The organism is Enterococcus massiliensis (assembly GCF_001050095.1).
GTDB classification, from domain to species: Bacteria; Bacillota; Bacilli; order Lactobacillales; family Enterococcaceae; genus Enterococcus_C; species Enterococcus_C songbeiensis.
Genome location: NZ_CVRN01000007.1, coordinates 746,678 through 761,469 on the forward strand (window position 1 = coordinate 746,678; position 14,792 = coordinate 761,469).

18 protein-coding genes are annotated in these 14,792 nt (G+C 40.7%); 16 read left to right on the forward strand and 2 right to left on the reverse strand.

Translation table 11 applies throughout. The features are described from left to right. The first annotated feature begins 173 nt into the window (after window positions 1-173). The 10 genes from efp (at window position 174) to recN (ending at window position 8,108) form a co-directional block, all read left to right on the forward strand. Window positions 174-731 carry an elongation factor P gene (gene efp / locus BN1875_RS10900; RefSeq protein WP_048604862.1) on the forward strand — a complete coding sequence of 186 codons (558 nt, stop codon included), beginning with the start codon at window positions 174-176 and terminating at the stop codon, window positions 729-731. Between the two features lie 17 nt (window positions 732-748). Beyond that, complete coding sequence (locus BN1875_RS10905) at window positions 749-1,174, forward strand: Asp23/Gls24 family envelope stress response protein (RefSeq protein ID WP_048604863.1); 426 nt, start codon at window positions 749-751, stop codon at window positions 1,172-1,174. Then, window positions 1,167-1,610, forward strand: a complete 444-nt coding sequence (gene nusB, locus BN1875_RS10910) for a transcription antitermination factor NusB (protein ID WP_048604864.1) — start codon at window positions 1,167-1,169, stop codon at window positions 1,608-1,610. The genes BN1875_RS10905 and nusB overlap by 8 nt, the downstream gene beginning before the upstream one ends. Before the next feature lie 153 nt (window positions 1,611-1,763). Continuing rightward, the gene (locus BN1875_RS10915) at window positions 1,764-2,618 is read left to right on the forward strand and encodes a bifunctional methylenetetrahydrofolate dehydrogenase/methenyltetrahydrofolate cyclohydrolase (RefSeq protein ID WP_048604865.1); all 855 of its coding nucleotides are present in this window, start codon (window positions 1,764-1,766) and stop codon (window positions 2,616-2,618) included. Then, on the forward strand, window positions 2,619-3,956 hold the full coding sequence (xseA, locus tag BN1875_RS10920) for an exodeoxyribonuclease VII large subunit (RefSeq protein WP_048604866.1): 1,338 nt from the start codon (window positions 2,619-2,621) through the stop codon (window positions 3,954-3,956). A 43-nt stretch (window positions 3,957-3,999) separates the two neighbouring features. Next, a complete protein-coding gene (locus BN1875_RS10925) occupies window positions 4,000-4,221 on the forward strand; it encodes an exodeoxyribonuclease VII small subunit (protein WP_048604867.1) in 222 nt (73 codons plus the stop codon). After that, the gene (locus BN1875_RS10930) at window positions 4,218-5,102 is read left to right on the forward strand and encodes a polyprenyl synthetase family protein (protein WP_048604868.1); all 885 of its coding nucleotides are present in this window, start codon (window positions 4,218-4,220) and stop codon (window positions 5,100-5,102) included. The genes BN1875_RS10925 and BN1875_RS10930 overlap by 4 nt, the downstream gene beginning before the upstream one ends. A 14-nt stretch (window positions 5,103-5,116) precedes the next feature. Further along, window positions 5,117-5,932 carry a TlyA family RNA methyltransferase gene (locus BN1875_RS10935; RefSeq protein WP_048604869.1) on the forward strand — a complete coding sequence of 272 codons (816 nt, stop codon included), beginning with the start codon at window positions 5,117-5,119 and terminating at the stop codon, window positions 5,930-5,932. A gap of 28 nt (window positions 5,933-5,960) precedes the next feature. After that, window positions 5,961-6,410, forward strand: coding sequence for an arginine repressor (locus BN1875_RS10940; protein ID WP_048604870.1), 450 nt, complete (start codon window positions 5,961-5,963; stop codon window positions 6,408-6,410). 15 nt (window positions 6,411-6,425) lie between these two features. Further along, complete coding sequence (gene recN / locus BN1875_RS10945) at window positions 6,426-8,108, forward strand: DNA repair protein RecN (protein ID WP_048604871.1); 1,683 nt, start codon at window positions 6,426-6,428, stop codon at window positions 8,106-8,108. 58 nt (window positions 8,109-8,166) lie between these two features. On the opposite strand, the gene BN1875_RS13400 is transcribed toward recN, so the two are convergent. After that, a complete protein-coding gene (locus BN1875_RS13400; RefSeq protein WP_069959644.1) occupies window positions 8,167-8,283 on the reverse strand; it encodes a DUF4044 domain-containing protein in 117 nt (38 codons plus the stop codon). 329 nt (window positions 8,284-8,612) lie between these two features. On the opposite strand from BN1875_RS13400, the gene BN1875_RS10950 reads away from it, so the two are divergent. The 3 genes from BN1875_RS10950 (at window position 8,613) to BN1875_RS10960 (ending at window position 11,371) form a co-directional block, all read left to right on the forward strand. Further along, on the forward strand, window positions 8,613-9,470 hold the full coding sequence (locus tag BN1875_RS10950; RefSeq protein ID WP_048604872.1) for an SDR family NAD(P)-dependent oxidoreductase: 858 nt from the start codon (window positions 8,613-8,615) through the stop codon (window positions 9,468-9,470). A gap of 20 nt (window positions 9,471-9,490) precedes the next feature. Next, entirely contained in the window at window positions 9,491-10,465 is a 975-nt protein-coding gene (locus tag BN1875_RS10955) for a helix-turn-helix domain-containing protein (RefSeq protein WP_048604873.1), read from the forward strand. Between the two features lie 180 nt (window positions 10,466-10,645). Then, window positions 10,646-11,371 (forward strand): dihydrofolate reductase family protein, encoded by a 726-nt coding sequence (locus BN1875_RS10960; protein ID WP_048604874.1) that lies wholly within the window; start codon window positions 10,646-10,648, stop codon window positions 11,369-11,371. Window positions 11,372-11,721: 350 nt separating this feature from the next. Here the strand turns inward: BN1875_RS10960 and BN1875_RS10965 are convergent, their stop codons facing one another. Continuing rightward, entirely contained in the window at window positions 11,722-12,678 is a 957-nt protein-coding gene (locus tag BN1875_RS10965) for a magnesium transporter CorA family protein (RefSeq protein WP_048604875.1), read from the reverse strand. Window positions 12,679-12,852: 174 nt separating this feature from the next. Between BN1875_RS10965 and BN1875_RS10970 the strand changes: the two genes are divergently transcribed. From BN1875_RS10970 to rsmH, 3 genes are all read left to right on the forward strand, one after another. Further along, the gene (locus tag BN1875_RS10970; RefSeq protein WP_048604876.1) at window positions 12,853-13,221 is read left to right on the forward strand and encodes a DUF3397 domain-containing protein; all 369 of its coding nucleotides are present in this window, start codon (window positions 12,853-12,855) and stop codon (window positions 13,219-13,221) included. Between the two features lie 161 nt (window positions 13,222-13,382). Continuing rightward, window positions 13,383-13,814 carry a division/cell wall cluster transcriptional repressor MraZ gene (gene mraZ / locus BN1875_RS10975; RefSeq protein ID WP_048605333.1) on the forward strand — a complete coding sequence of 144 codons (432 nt, stop codon included), beginning with the start codon at window positions 13,383-13,385 and terminating at the stop codon, window positions 13,812-13,814. Window positions 13,815-13,828: 14 nt separating this feature from the next. Beyond that, window positions 13,829-14,791, forward strand: a complete 963-nt coding sequence (gene rsmH, locus BN1875_RS10980; protein ID WP_048604877.1) for a 16S rRNA (cytosine(1402)-N(4))-methyltransferase RsmH — start codon at window positions 13,829-13,831, stop codon at window positions 14,789-14,791. The last annotated feature ends 1 nt before the right edge of the window (window position 14,792 follow it).

The window sequence follows — 14,792 nt, forward strand, 5'->3', positions numbered from 1 at the left end:
TAACGTTTTATATAGCGTATCCTTCAAATTAATGATAAACTATTAACGACTAGAACTCTTAAAAGTGAAGGATGTCTCTTCTGCTGCAAAAGTTGCCTGGAGACAAGCTAGAACGGCGATAAAAATTTTGTGAAAATTTTATCCGGAATAGACTAAGGACAAGGAGGATTCGAATGATTTCAGTAAACGACTTTAAAACTGGTCTGACGATTGAAGTGGATGGTGACATTTGGCGCGTAGTGGATTTCCAACACGTGAAACCTGGAAAAGGGGCAGCCTTTGTTCGTTCAAAATTAAAGAACTTGCGGACAGGTGCCGTTCAGGAAAAAACATTTCGTGCAGGGGAAAAAGTTGCTAAAGCACAAATCGATAATCGTAAGATGCAGTATCTCTACGAAAGTGGCGGAAATCATGTGTTTATGGATTTGGGGAATTATGAACAAATCGAAATCCCGCAAGAACAAATTGTTGATGAATTGAAATACATGTTGGAAAATATGGAAGTCAATATCATCATGTATGGCTCGGAAGTATTAGGTGTTGATCTGCCGAATACGGTGACGCTAGAAGTAGCGGAGACCGATCCAAATATCAAAGGAGATACCTCTTCTGGGGGTTCTAAACCGGCGAAGATGGAGACTGGCGTAATGGTCAATGTACCGTTTTTTGTCAATCAAGGCGATAAATTAATCGTCAATACCAGTGACGGTACTTACGTATCACGGGCATAAGAATGGAGGAACGCAACATGGCTGATGAAAAGAATTTTGTGCTGAACGCAAACCAAGAATTAGGTGAAATCGTCATTGCACCAGAAGTGATTGAAGTGATTATCGGTATCGCTGCATCGAAAGTCGATGGTGTTTATGGCATGCGAGGCACATTTGCAAATAATGTAACAGAATTGCTGGGGCGCTCTGCTCACGGCAAAGGAGTTTATCTGACTATCGACGAATCAGGAATCAAAGTGGATCTTTATTGCTACATCAAATACGGTGTGTCTGTTCCTAAAGCAGCAATGGCAATTCAAGAACGGGTCAAACAACAAGTCTTGTTCATGACAGATGTTGCGTTGGCTGAAGTCAATGTACATGTTGTAGCTGTTGTGCCGGAAAAACTAGAATTACCTGATTTAGATGAATTATTCGAAAGCGAAGAGGAAGAACATGAGTAAAGAAGTATCCCGTCACGAGATTCGTAAAATGGCACTCCAAGCCTTGTTTCCTCTTGATTTCAATCAGGATTTATCAAAGCAGGATGCTATCATGCATGCGATTGAATTGGAGCATCATGAAATCATTGATGAAGAACAAGAGAACTTTGTACCAGGCTATTTAGATCAGCTTGTTGGCGGTGTTTGTGAACGAAAGGCAGAATTGGATGAAATTATTCAAAGCCATTTAAAAAAAGGGTGGAGCATTAAGCGGCTTCCAAAAATGGATGTCACGATTTTGCGAATCGCAATCTATGAAATGCTGCATGTTCCCGAAGTACCCAACAAAGTGGCGTTGAACGAAGCCATCGAATTAGCCAAAACATTTAGCGATGATCAGTCACGAAAATTCGTCAATGGTGTACTTTCCACCATCAACGATGAAACAGTTCAATAGACCATCGTTTGATCAACGAAGTCAGAATGGGGTCCCCCGTTCTGGCTTTTCTTATAGGAAAGAAAAAGTTTCCCTTTTTCGTGAAGAAAGCTTTCGCAAAAAATAAGTGCTATGCTAGAATAAAGGCAAATGGGTTAAAAAGGAGCGGATTCCATGGCAGAATTGATCAGAGGCAAAGAGTTGGCAGAAACCATGCAGCAACGCCTTGCCGAAGAAGTAAAAGAACTTGAAGAAGCACACATTCGTCCTGGTTTGGTCGTTCTTTTGGTGGGGGAGAATCCCGCCAGCCAGACGTATGTTAAAAATAAAGAATTAGCTGCACAACGTATCGGCATTCGTTCAAAAGTTGAACGTTATCCCAGTGATATTTCTGAAGCCGCACTATTGGCAGAAATTGAAAGATACAATCAGGATCCCGCATATCACGGTATTTTGGTTCAATTACCTTTACCAAAACAAATCAGTGAAGAAAAGGTATTGCTGGCAATCGACCCCAAGAAGGATGTCGATGGGTTTCATCCAATGAATTTAGGAAAATTATTTGCCGGCAAACCGGAAATGATTCCCTGTACTCCTTTTGGTATCATGAAAATGTTTGAAGCGTACAATATTTCGCTAAAAGGCAAACAAGCGTTAGTCATCGGGCGCAGCAATATCGTAGGCAAACCAATGGCACATCTTTTGTTGGCGGAAAATGCCACAGTTACGATTGCCCACTCTCAAACGAAACACCTGGCTGAATTAGCCAAACAAGCCGATATTTTAGTCGTTGCAATCGGCAGAGGGCATTTTGTCACCAAAGAATTTGTCAAAGAAGGCGCTGTTGTTATTGATGTCGGAATGAATCGTAATGAGGAAGGCAAACTAATCGGAGATGTGAAATTTGATGAAGTGGAACCAATCGCTTCTTATATCACGCCCGTGCCAAGAGGTGTTGGTCCAATGACAATCACCATGCTGATGTACCAAACGATTAAAGCAGCAAAAGGACAGAAATCAGGTGAGTAAATGGCACAAGACTATTTAACCGTTACAGCACTGACCAAATATTTGAAACGAAAATTTGATGCAGATCCCTATTTGGAACGGGTATATCTGACGGGAGAAATCTCCAATTTTCGTTTACGCCCCAATCATCAATATTTCAGTTTAAAAGACGACGGTGCAAAAATCTCTGCAGTGATGTTCAAGGGTGCCTTTGATAAAGTGAAATTTAAACCAGAAGAAGGAATGAAGGTTCTGGTGGTTGGCCGAATCTCTCTTTATGAGGCCAGTGGAAATTATCAAATGTATGTCGAACACATGGAACCGGACGGAATCGGTGCATTATATCAAGCCTACGAACAATTAAAAGAAAAATTGGGAAATGAAGGATTGTTTGCAGCACCGAAAAAAAATCTGGTGCGATTTCCTAAGCGAATCGCCGTGTTGACCAGTCCAAGCGGTGCAGTTATTCGAGACATCATTACAACGGTTCGCCGTCGGTATCCAATTGCCCAAATTATTTTATTTCCGACCGTTGTTCAAGGGGATAAAGCTGCGGACGATGTTGTAAAAAATATTCAGCGGGTGGAAGCAGCCGGTGATTTTGATACAATGATCATTGGGCGAGGCGGAGGTTCCATCGAAGATTTGTGGCCCTTCAATGAAGAACGGGTAGCACGGGCAATTTTTGCCGCAAAAACACCGATTATTTCTTCTGTTGGGCATGAAACAGATACAACCATTGCTGATTTGGTTGCTGATGTTCGTGCTGCGACCCCAACTGCGGCGGCAGAATTGGCCGTACCAGTCTTAAATGAAGAAGTGGTAAAAATTCGAGAACGAAAAGCACGTTTGGAACAGGCATTTATTTTCCAATTGCAGAAAAAAAATGAACGCTATCAACGAGCCCTGAATTCTTATGTTTTTCGTCAGCCAGAGCGATTGTATGAAGCACAATCGATTCGTTTGGACCAACTGAATCAACGGATGAGACAGCAAATGCAGCAGCTGCTATTTGAAAAAGAGCGACAAGCCACCCAGTCGATTCACCGCCTGCAGCAACTAATTCCTTTAGCGAGAGTTCAAGCTGCACAACAGCAAACGAACTATTTGAATGAACGGCTGATTAAGCAAAGTCGACAATTAATAGAAGAAAAACAACAACAAATGCAACAAGCCATCCAGTCTTTGGATTTATTGAGTCCATTAAAAATCATGGGTCGAGGTTACAGCTACACCACGAAAGACGAAACAGTTGTAAAGTCGGTTACCGCATTGCAGCCAAAAGATGAATTGCTGATCCATTATCAAGATGGACAGGCAAAAGTTCAGGTAATCGAATTAAAAGACAGCAAAAAATGAATACGCGTAGAAATTTTCAGTAGATGGAACGAGGAGGAGAATCATGGCGAATCCAACATTTGAAGAGTCATTACAAGAATTAGAACAAATCGTTACCCGCTTGGAGCAAGGAGATGTTCCCCTTGAAGAAGCGTTACAAGCATTTCAAAAAGGAATGGTATTAAGTAAGCAGTGCCAGGATACTTTGACGAAGGCTGAAAAAACATTAACAAAAATGATGTCAGAAAACAACGAAGAAAAACCATTTGAAGAGGCGGCAGAATGAAAAATCTAGAAGCCATTCGCCGTGAGCATTTGCCGGCGGTCGAAGCCGAGATTCTACGATTTATCGATGAACATGTCATCAATGACCGCTTGAAAGCAAGCATGATGTATTCCGTTCAGGCTGGGGGCAAGCGTTTGCGCCCGCTGATGCTTCTGGCTACGATTGCTTCTTTTGGGAAAGAAATCGAACAAGGCGCGTATCAAGCTGCGGCCGCATTGGAAATGCTGCACACATATTCGCTGATTCATGACGATTTGCCGGCAATGGATAATGATGATTTACGACGAGGCATGCCTACAAATCATGTGAAATTTGATGAAGCAACGGCTGTGTTGGCGGGTGACGGTTTGCTAACAGAGGCTTTTCATTTGCTGAGTCTGGCAAATATCAAAGCAAGTCCGAAGCTTTTGTTGATTCAGCAATTGGCAAAAGCGGCTGGAACGCAAGGAATGGTCGCCGGACAAGCAGCGGATGTTCAAGCAGAGGGTCAGCATCTGCCGTTGGCTGAGATTGCAAAGATTCATCAACATAAAACCGGTGATTTAATGACTTTTGCAATGATTAGCGGCGGAATCTTGGCTGAGCAACCGGAATCCACGATTCTGTCTATTCAACGCTTTGCTAAACATTTGGGGTTAGCTTTTCAGATTCGAGATGATTTGTTGGATGCGACTGCAACAGCCGAAGTTCTTGGGAAAAATCCTAATCGTGACACGATTTTAGAAAAAAGCACCTATCCTTCTTTATTAGGAATCGACGGGGCCCGGCAAGCATTATCAGAAACGTTAATGTATGGGCAAGAAGAAATAAAAGAATTACAAAATTCAGCCGATTTTCAGCCGCAACTATTTGCGGAACTGATTGAGCAATTTCGACTATAAGAAAGAGGAACCAAATGAAAAAAGAACGGGTAGATGTTTTGGCACATCAGCAAGGTCTGTTTGAAACACGTGAACAGGCAAAACGAGGCATCATGGCTGGTCAAGTGTATACTGAAAAAAATGAACGTCTGGATAAACCAGGAGAAAAAATTGCAGAGAGTACACAGCTGCAAGTTAAAGGCCGGAAGTTGCCGTATGTTTCCCGTGGTGGTTTGAAGTTGGAGAAGGCGTTGAAGATTTTTGATTTTACATTGCGAGATAAAATTGTCTTGGATATCGGAGCATCAACGGGTGGATTTACCGATGTTGCTTTGCAAAACGGGGCTAAAATGAGCTATGCGCTAGATGTCGGCTACAATCAACTAGCTTGGAAGATTCGGCAGGATGAACGGGTGGTCGTGATGGAACGAACCAATTTTCGGTATGCAAAACCGGAAGATTTCAGTGAAGGCAGACCGGAAGCCGCAACAATCGATGTTTCCTTTATTTCTTTGCGATTAATGCTGCCGCCGTTGCATGAAATTTTAGCTGAAAATGGGGATGTTATGGCCTTGATCAAACCACAATTTGAGGCCGGAAAAGGGGCCGTTGGAAAACACGGGATTGTTCGTGATCCAAAAACTCATCAACAAGTAATTGAGGAGATTGTGGCTTTTGCAAGAAATGAAAACTATGATGTCAAAGGTCTCAGCTTTTCGCCGATTACGGGTGGAGAAGGAAACATCGAGTTTATCATCCACTTAAGAAAAAGCGATGAATTGGGAACTATCGCGGAATCTATCGATATTTCCCAGCTAGTAAAAGAAGCCCATCAGCAGTTAGATAAATAGTCGAAAAAAATGAGAGGAGTACATAAGGATGAGAAAAAAAGACCGACACCGTTTGCTTACCCGCTTATTAAGTGAAAAAAATATTCAAAAGCAAGAAGAATTTGTTGAACTGCTTAAAGAGCGGGATGTCATCGTCACTCAAGCAACGATTTCCCGGGATATCAAGGAATTGAAACTGATTAAAGTGCCTTCTCCAGATGGTGGCTACCGTTACAGTTTGCCGGCAGAAACGGTGGAAGACGTGGGTGCCAAACTGGCCAAAATTTTAAAAGATGCTTTTGTTGCCGTGGATCAGATGGAAAAATTCGTTATTCTGAGAACCTTGCCCGGCAATGCGTCGGCAGCGGCAAATTTGATTGATCGCCGGTTTAAAGAGCAGTTGTTCGCTACGTTGAATGATGATGATAATGTGTTGATGATCACCCGCACAGAAGAAGACGCTGCAATGATTCGCCGTGAGTTTTTGCATTATTTATAATCTAGGAGGCAGCAGATGTTACTGGAGCTAACGATCAAGAATTTTGCAATTATTTCGGAATTGCAACTGAGTTTCTATAAAGGAATGACTGCCTTGACTGGGGAAACTGGTGCTGGTAAATCAATCATTATTGATGCGTTGGGATTATTGGCAGGTGGCCGCGGGTCTAGTGATTATATTCGGCAGGGCAGCGACAAATGTCTGTTGGAGGGCTTGTTTGAAATGCCCATTCGTCCCGATTTCTCTGCATTAATGGAGGAATTAGGAATCGAAACGGAAGAAAACCTATTGATAATTCAACGAGACATGGCAATCACGGGGAAAAATATTTGCCGGGTCAATGGTCGAACGATTACTCTGGCAAATTTACGCCGGGTCGGTGCCTATCTTGTGGATATCCAAGGGCAAAATGAACACCAAGAATTATTACAGCCGGAACAACATCTTTCTTTGATCGATGAATTTGGAGATGGAAAGTACAAAGAATTGTTGGCTGACTATCGGGAAAACTACTTGAGCTATCGCAAGTTGGAACAGCAAATTCGCAAAATACAAATGAATGAACAATCGTTTGTGCAGCGGATGGATATGCTGCGGTTTCAGCAAGAAGAGATTCAGCAGGCACAACTGCAACCGGAGGAAGAAGAGCAGTTGACGGATGAACGAGACAAATTAAGCAATTACCAAAAAATCGTGGATGCATTGGCTCATGGCTATGAAGCCTTGGCCGCGGAAGGTGCACCTAGTTTAGATGGTGTCGGTGTTGCTCTGAGTGAGATGCAAGGCATCGCTCATTTGGACTCGGACTATGAAGCAATTAGTGAAAATATTCAAACAGCCTATTATCTTTTGCAGGATGCCGCTGGCGAAATCTCACGGCAGGTGGATAGTCTAGAGCTTGATGAAGAACGTTTGGAAAGTGTCGAACAGCGATTGGATTTGATTCGTCAGTTAAAAAGAAAATATGGGGAGACGATTCCCGCAATATTGGCTTACGCAGAGAAAATTACGGAAGAATTAACAGAAGCGGATTTTTCTGAAGAAGCCTTGGATAAAATGGCGCAAGAATTGCAACAAAAAGAAGCGTTTGTCTGGCAGTTGGCTGAAAAAGTCCATACACAGCGAAAAATGATTGCCCATCGCTTGGAAAAAGAAATTCTACAAGAGTTGAGAGATCTTTACATGGAAAACAGCCAATTTGAGGTTGTTTTTAATTCTGGAAAGAAAGTGCTGAAAGAGGACGGCTTTGATGACGTAGAATTTTTCTTGACGACAAATCCTGGAGAACCGCTAAAACCCTTGGTAAAAGTTGCTTCAGGAGGAGAACTCTCACGGATTTTGTTGGCATTGAAAACGATTTTTTCAAAATCACAAGGAATTACCAGTATTATTTTTGACGAAGTAGATACAGGGGTAAGTGGGCGAGTAGCGCAAGCAATCGCACAAAAAATCTCTAAAATTGCTCGCAATTCACAGGTTTTGTGTATCACTCATTTACCGCAGGTCGCTGCAAGTGCGGATTATCAATACTACATTGTAAAAAAAATCCAAAAGGGACGTACAATCACGCAAGTCAAACAGTTAAATGAGCAGGAACGTGTGGATGAAATTGCGCGGATGTTGGCAGGTGCTGAAATCACTGAATTAACGATTCAACATGCCAAAGAATTATTGGAGATGGCTAGAGCAGCTGGTTAATCCATAAAAAGAAAGAGAGTAGAACAAAAAATTTGTTCTACTCTCTTTGTCTATTTTTTTACATAATGCTGAAAATGGCTGTTAAAAATACGGAACCTACTGTTAGAATCAACATAGTCCAGATAACGACTTTTGTAACTTTGGAAAACGTGCTGGTTGATTTTTTTTCGTTCATACGATCCACCCTTTTTTATCATTGCTATTCAAAGTTTACAATCAAACGTCTCTTTCTTCAAGTCACAATTGAAAAAGTTTACAAAGTTTTCTTTTTTTTAATAAATTTGTTTTATTCGGGAAGATCTTCTTGAACCTGATGATAGGACAGCTAGTGATAAGCTGAATAGAGTTGAGATGGAAATAAAGGAGTAGCTGAAGTTGAAGGTGACACACAAATAAATTTGCAAAATGGCACGAAATGCTAAAATAACGACGCGTATTATCATTCATATTGTATCTGTTGTTTGGTAAACTTTAAATAGTAATTGAAAGAGAGGAAGCTGTATGATGAAAAATAAAACAGTCATTATTACGGGGGCAAGTGATGGAATCGGTAAGGCATTGGCTCGCCAGTTAAAAGAAAAAGGCGCCAATGTTGTCATCATTGGACGCTCTCCTGAAAAAACAAAAGCGGTCGGTACAGAACTAAAAGCGCCGTATTATGTCGCAGATTTTACAAAACTTGATGAGGTGCGAGAACTGGGCAAGAAGCTACGTACTGATTTTCCACGAATTGATGTGTTATTTAACAACGCTGGTGGCGTTTATGGTGACCGGGTTGTAACGGTGGACGGATATGAAAAAACTTTTCAAATCAATCATCTGGCACACTTTCTATTAACGAACATACTTTTTGATACGCTTGCTGCAAGCAAAGCAACTATCGTGAATACCTCAAGTGTTGGCAATAGCGGTCTCAGCCGACTTGACATTGAGGACCTTAATATGGAGAAAAGGTACAGCAATTCCAGTGCTTACGGAAATGCGAAGCTAGAAAATATACTCTTTACTAAAGAATTTAACAGGCGTTATGGTAAAACGGGAATGTCTATGGTTGCCTTTTATCCGGGCAACGTTCTTACAAGTTTTGCGAAGGAAGCCAATGGTTTGATGCGTGGAATGTATCGTTTTGCACAGCGACATAAGTTTGCACAAAAAATATTGGCAATGATTCCGCCGGAACAAGGAGCGGATACAGCGGTATGGCTTGCAACTACTACACCGGGAAAAGATTGGCAGCCAGGAGAATATTACTACAAGCGAAAGATCGCTAAAGCACATAAATTGGCTTATGATGAAGAGACAGCCCGTTCGCTTTGGGAACAGAGTGAAAAGATGGCTGGCGTGAAGTATCCATCGTTATAGACTAAAGAAGGGTTGATAAAATGAAGATTACGCTTACAAAGCAATTTCAAGAATTTGTTAAAGGTATCGGCCTTTCCTTGGATGATATTTTGCAGAGAGCCGAAATTCCTAATCTTCTATGGAAAGAGGAAGTTGAACTCTCTCCAACAGATTATAGTAAATTTTTGTTTGAACTGGATAGTGAAATTACAGATGAGCAAATCTTGGCCTTCAGTGAAGTGAAAAATATTCAAACCTTTATGCCACCCATTTTTGTTGCCCTGTGTGCAAAAAATGCATTGGAGGGATTTTACCGATTTGCTCGGTATAAGCGACTGATTTGTCCTCTTGAGATCGATATACAGGAGGACGAAAAGACAATAACTATTCATTTGAGCTTTGATCTCCCAAATTCGTCCATGCCCCGCTTTTCTCTCATTAATGAACAGCTTGTGTTGGTCAGTCTAATCCGCACCGGCACCGGAAAAGATATAAAGCCATTGAAAGTAAAAAGTCCGTATCCATATAGTGAAGAGCTGACGGAATATTTGGGTATTACTCCTGAGATGTCTGCAACAAATGCGGTCACCTTTCGATTGGATGAGGTTGTTCGGCCTTATATTACCCACAATAATGTTATGTGGGAATATTTGGAACCGGAATTAAAAAGGCGGCTTGCAGAACTTTCAGAGGAGAATACGTTTATCAATCTTGTAGAGAAGACGTTGTTTTCTGCTATTCCGAGTGACTGGTTTTCCCGAGAAGAAGTTGCAAAATCTTTGGGAGTCAGCGTTCGTACCATGCAGCGAAAATTAGGAGAACAGGGAACCACCTACGCGCAGCTTGTCCAGAAGGTGCAAGAGCTTTTAGCCGTCAATTATATTCATGTGGATGAACTTGCGACGGAAGAAATATCTTATTTGGTGGGCTATAAAGATCAAGCGTCATTTTCTCGTGCGTTTAAGAAGTGGACGGGAAAGACGGTTACAGAATATAAGGCGAGACTTTCTTCATAACTAGTATGAAGAAAGTTCTGCTACACCTCTGTTTATCATATTGTGAGAATTACTTCAATACCACTCTCGTTTGAAGATGAAGACAAAACATGGTGTAAGCTGTGAACTGATAGCGCTCACTAGATTTTGTCTTTTTTAACACGAGATTGATATAATAACGAATCAAAGGAGAATTTTTTTATGGAAAGAAGCAACGTAATTTGTCACATGGTAACATCGATAGATGGGAAAATCAGCGGAAATTTTGAAAAGGAGCCGCTTGTTGAAACATCTGTGTTTCCCTATTATTATCAGGCACTCTTTGAATTTGGAGCAGCAATGGCGACTGGTAGAGCGACAAATGAAGAAACGTTAAAAATAGTTGGCAGTGCCGAAATAGATTTTTCAAAGTATAGCGATACAGAAGTAGACTATGAGGACTATATCATCAAAGACCCTAATCAGCATTATTTTGTCAGTTTTGACAGAAAAGGCAGATGCAACTGGGGAACAAGTCATTTCGAGCATTTAGGCAAGCGGCTTCTATTAGTAGAGGTCTTGACAAAGAAAGCAAAAAAAGAATACCTTGCATATTTAAGAGAGGTCGGTATTCCTTATATTTTTGCTGGCGAAGAAGAGATGGATATTGAGTTAGCATTGAAGAAATTGAAATCTGAATTTGGTGTGGAAACGCTGGTATTGTGCGGTGGAGCTGTTATCAACGGAGCATTTTTCAAGGAAGATTTGATTGATGAAATATCTTTGACGGTTGCTCCTTATGTGGAAGGAAATAGAGATGAGAAATCCTTTGTAGAATTATGGGCTGATTATCACAATACGGCTTTTCCATTGAAGAAAGCAACACCAATTGATGGTGGGGGTGTCCATCTTCTGTTTGCTAGAGAGGGTATCAAAAAAGAGCAATGAAAAATTGGCGTAAACAGAAAATGTCTCAAGTGTATAGTTACATAAAAAATACTTTCGAAAAAGTAGTCCTGTAACAGGAAATTACTACGAATACAATAGAAGTAAATACCGTGTATTTTTTGTTCCACGTGGGAGGTATCATCTTTCAACAACAATCTAAAAGCGATGGGAGACTGTGTGACTGAGTCTCTCATCGCTTTTGCAGTGTAAAAATTTTGTGACTGAAAAAGAAACATTTACTTGAAAAATGCGCCACTTGCTGATTGTTATTGAAAAATCAGCAACTTTCATTTACTGTCGTAGTATAGGCATTTTTTGATGGAGAGATAGGTAATTTTTTTGAAAGGTGTTCACAACAAATCTTTTTTTCTTAAATAATAAATCGTGATATAGCATAAAATTAAGGTAGCAATTGATATCAGAAAAAAGGCATCCGCTCGAGAGGCAAAGGGCAATTTAACGTTCATTCCGAAAAAGCCGCCGACAATTGTTGGAATTGTCAGGACAATCGTTAATGAAGTCAGGATTTTCATCACATTGTTTAAATTGTTTGAAACAATCGCAGAAAAAATATCTGTCATCTGATTCACTAATTTCAAATGGATTTTTGCAGAAGTCGTCGATTGTTCTGTTTCCACCAAAATATCATGGAGATGGTTGCGGTACGCATGATTCTTTTTGAATTCGGGGGAATGGGCCAATTCTTTTAAGGTATTAAAATTCGCCTCGGTCGCTGCTTCAAATAAGACCAAACTTTTTTGAATATCCATAATTTGATACAGATGTTTATTTTGGGTGGAGACTTGGATTTGACCTTCTAGTTTTTCCACCTGTCCTTTGATTGCCCGTAAATGATCATTGTAGGTTAAGACTAAATGCCACAAAATCTCTAGTGTTAAATTGACCCGATCACTCATGTCATTGTTGGGTAAAGGTTGTTGGATCAGTTTGCTGAAAAATGTTGGGTGGTAATTTGATACGCTGATCAATTTTTTGTCTGGCGTAATGATTAACGAAAGAGGGAAGGTCTCAAATTGCAAATACCCGCTGGGACTTGTCGAAACATAGGGAAATTGCAGCAACAAAAGAACCGGTCGCAAAAAAGTTTCCTGCTCCAAGCCTTCTGCACGGGAGTTCTCGGCATCATCCAAAATGGCGGTCAAGTAATCACTTGGTAGTTGAAATTTTTTTGATATTTCACTGATTTCCTCAATCTCCGGCTTTTCGATATGCAACCATAAGGCATCCTCTTTTTTGTCTCCACAGAGCACCAGCTTTTTATCTGTGATCGTATAGTATTGAATCATCTGCTCACATCCTTGTTACTACTATTATAAGGGAAAAGAGTAAGGATTTCTCGGATAAGCCACTGATTTTTTTAGAAAAGGCTGCATATCTGAATAAACTTTTAAACGAACTGAAACATCTATGTAAAGAAAATGAAGTATAGTTACTCTAGTTAAAAAGAAAGGAACTGCATTATGCAAAGTTTTACGCCAGTTTTAGTGTTTTGGTATCTATTTCCGATTATCGTGCTGTTCGCAGCCAATTTTTTAGTCACCACTTTTTCGTTACAAAAGCGGCTAAAAATCAAAGCACCTGATATTAGTGTGCCTTTTTTGTGGTTGGGCTTGCATCAATTATCACAAAATACCTTTGAAACTTCCTTTTTACCGTATTTTTTCATTTCGATTTTATTTACGGGAATTATCGTGGCGGTTTTTCAAGCGTATTACTATGGTGAGATTTTATATGCCCGCTACGGAAAAATGTTTTGGCGCTTAGTATTTCTGCTTTCGATTATCGTATATGTTGTTTTGATCGTCCTGAATCTGCTGCATTATTTATAAAAAGACTTTTAAAGAACGCGACAAAAGGGCTCCAATCTTTTCAAAATCTTTGGTAAAAAATAGTCAAAAAACTTCTCATGACATTTCATAGAAAAGGTGGTGGAATGTGGGGGATTGTGGTAGACTATGAATATCAGGTGGAGATTGGGGGATATTTGTCGATGTTTATGGGAGAATTCCAACATACGATCGATGCAAAAGGCCGACTAATCGTACCATCCAAACTACGTGAAAAACTTGGCGAAAAGTTTGTGGTGACGCGAGGATTAGACGGTTGTTTATTTGGTTACCCTTTACCTGAGTGGAACAATTTAGAAAAAAAATTAAATGAAATGCCCCTAGCAAAAAAAGATGCCCGTACCTTTGTCCGTTTCTTTTATTCTGCAGCGACAGAATGTGAAATTGATAAACAAGGTCGGATTAATATCCCGGCGACATTAAGAAAGCATGCAGATTTGACAAAAAATTGCGTGATTACCGGTGTAGCGAATCGAATTGAAATTTGGGATGAACAACGCTGGAATGAATTCTCGATTGAAGCAGAGGAAAACTTTGATGAAATCGCTGAAACAATGATTGATTTTGGGCTATAGGAAGAGGCAAACAGATGACTGCAGAATTTCAACATTATACGGTAATGCTAAAAGAAACTGTCGATGGATTAGCAATTCATCCCGATGGTGTATATGTTGACTGCACATTAGGCGGGGCAGGTCATAGTGAATACCTGTTGAGCCAATTAGGAGCAAAAGGACATCTCTATGCTTTCGATCAAGATCAAAAAGCAATCGACCATGCGAAACAACGCTTGGCACCTTATGTTGAAAAGGGACAAGTGACCTTTATCAAAAGTAATTTTCGCTTTTTACAAGACGAACTTGCCCAGTTGGGTGTCCGTCAAGTGGATGGTGTTTTGTACGACTTAGGAGTTTCTTCGCCTCAATTGGACGAAGCCGAACGAGGATTTAGTTATCATCAAGATGCACCATTAGATATGCGTATGGATCAGAGTGCGGATTTTTCTGCCTATGATGTCATCAACGGCTATGATTTTCATGAATTAGTAAAAATTTTCTATCGTTACGGCGAGGAAAAATTTTCAAAACAAGTTGCGCGGGAAATTGAACGGGTTCGCAAAAACAAACCGATCGAAACCACCGGTGAATTAGTTGAAGTAATCAAGGCAGCCATTCCGGCACCGGCAAGAAGAAAAGGCGGACATCCGGCAAAACGGATTTTCCAGGCTGTTCGAATTGCAGTGAATGATGAATTGGGTGCCATTGAGGAATCACTGGAACAGGCCATTGCATTACTGAAAAAAAATGGCAGAGTCAGCGTGATTACCTTCCATTCATTAGAGGATCGAATCGTAAAGACAATGTTTAAAGAATACAGCAGTCCACAGGATCTTCCACCGGGATTACCGGTCGTTCCTGATGAATACCAACCAGAACTAAAACTGATTACGAGAAAACCACTGGTTGCCTCGGAAGCAGAGCTGGCTGAAAACAATCGTTCAAGAAGCGCAAAATTGCGCGTTGCAGAGAAAGCGAGAAGGAAGGAGAGTTAAG

Bases quoted from the DNA above. Each gene is read 5' to 3' on its own strand.
- BN1875_RS10965 (WP_048604875.1), bottom strand. From the start codon at position 12,678: ATGATTCAATACTATACGATCACAGATAAAAAGCTGGTGCTCTGTGGA.
- BN1875_RS10925 (WP_048604867.1), top strand. From the start codon at position 4,000: ATGGCGAATCCAACATTTGAAGAGTCATTACAAGAATTAGAACAAATC.
- BN1875_RS10915 (WP_048604865.1), top strand. From the start codon at position 1,764: ATGGCAGAATTGATCAGAGGCAAAGAGTTGGCAGAAACCATGCAGCAA.
- efp (WP_048604862.1), top strand. From the start codon at position 174: ATGATTTCAGTAAACGACTTTAAAACTGGTCTGACGATTGAAGTGGAT.
- mraZ (WP_048605333.1), top strand. From the start codon at position 13,383: ATGTTTATGGGAGAATTCCAACATACGATCGATGCAAAAGGCCGACTA.
- nusB (WP_048604864.1), top strand. From the start codon at position 1,167: ATGAGTAAAGAAGTATCCCGTCACGAGATTCGTAAAATGGCACTCCAA.
- BN1875_RS10950 (WP_048604872.1), top strand. From the start codon at position 8,613: ATGAAAAATAAAACAGTCATTATTACGGGGGCAAGTGATGGAATCGGT.
- BN1875_RS10970 (WP_048604876.1), top strand. From the start codon at position 12,853: ATGCAAAGTTTTACGCCAGTTTTAGTGTTTTGGTATCTATTTCCGATT.
- recN (WP_048604871.1), top strand. From the start codon at position 6,426: ATGTTACTGGAGCTAACGATCAAGAATTTTGCAATTATTTCGGAATTG.
- BN1875_RS10905 (WP_048604863.1), top strand. From the start codon at position 749: ATGGCTGATGAAAAGAATTTTGTGCTGAACGCAAACCAAGAATTAGGT.
- xseA (WP_048604866.1), top strand. From the start codon at position 2,619: ATGGCACAAGACTATTTAACCGTTACAGCACTGACCAAATATTTGAAA.
- BN1875_RS10935 (WP_048604869.1), top strand. From the start codon at position 5,117: ATGAAAAAAGAACGGGTAGATGTTTTGGCACATCAGCAAGGTCTGTTT.
- BN1875_RS13400 (WP_069959644.1), bottom strand. From the start codon at position 8,283: ATGAACGAAAAAAAATCAACCAGCACGTTTTCCAAAGTTACAAAAGTC.
- rsmH (WP_048604877.1), top strand. From the start codon at position 13,829: ATGACTGCAGAATTTCAACATTATACGGTAATGCTAAAAGAAACTGTC.
- BN1875_RS10940 (WP_048604870.1), top strand. From the start codon at position 5,961: ATGAGAAAAAAAGACCGACACCGTTTGCTTACCCGCTTATTAAGTGAA.
- BN1875_RS10930 (WP_048604868.1), top strand. From the start codon at position 4,218: ATGAAAAATCTAGAAGCCATTCGCCGTGAGCATTTGCCGGCGGTCGAA.
- BN1875_RS10955 (WP_048604873.1), top strand. From the start codon at position 9,491: ATGAAGATTACGCTTACAAAGCAATTTCAAGAATTTGTTAAAGGTATC.
- BN1875_RS10960 (WP_048604874.1), top strand. From the start codon at position 10,646: ATGGAAAGAAGCAACGTAATTTGTCACATGGTAACATCGATAGATGGG.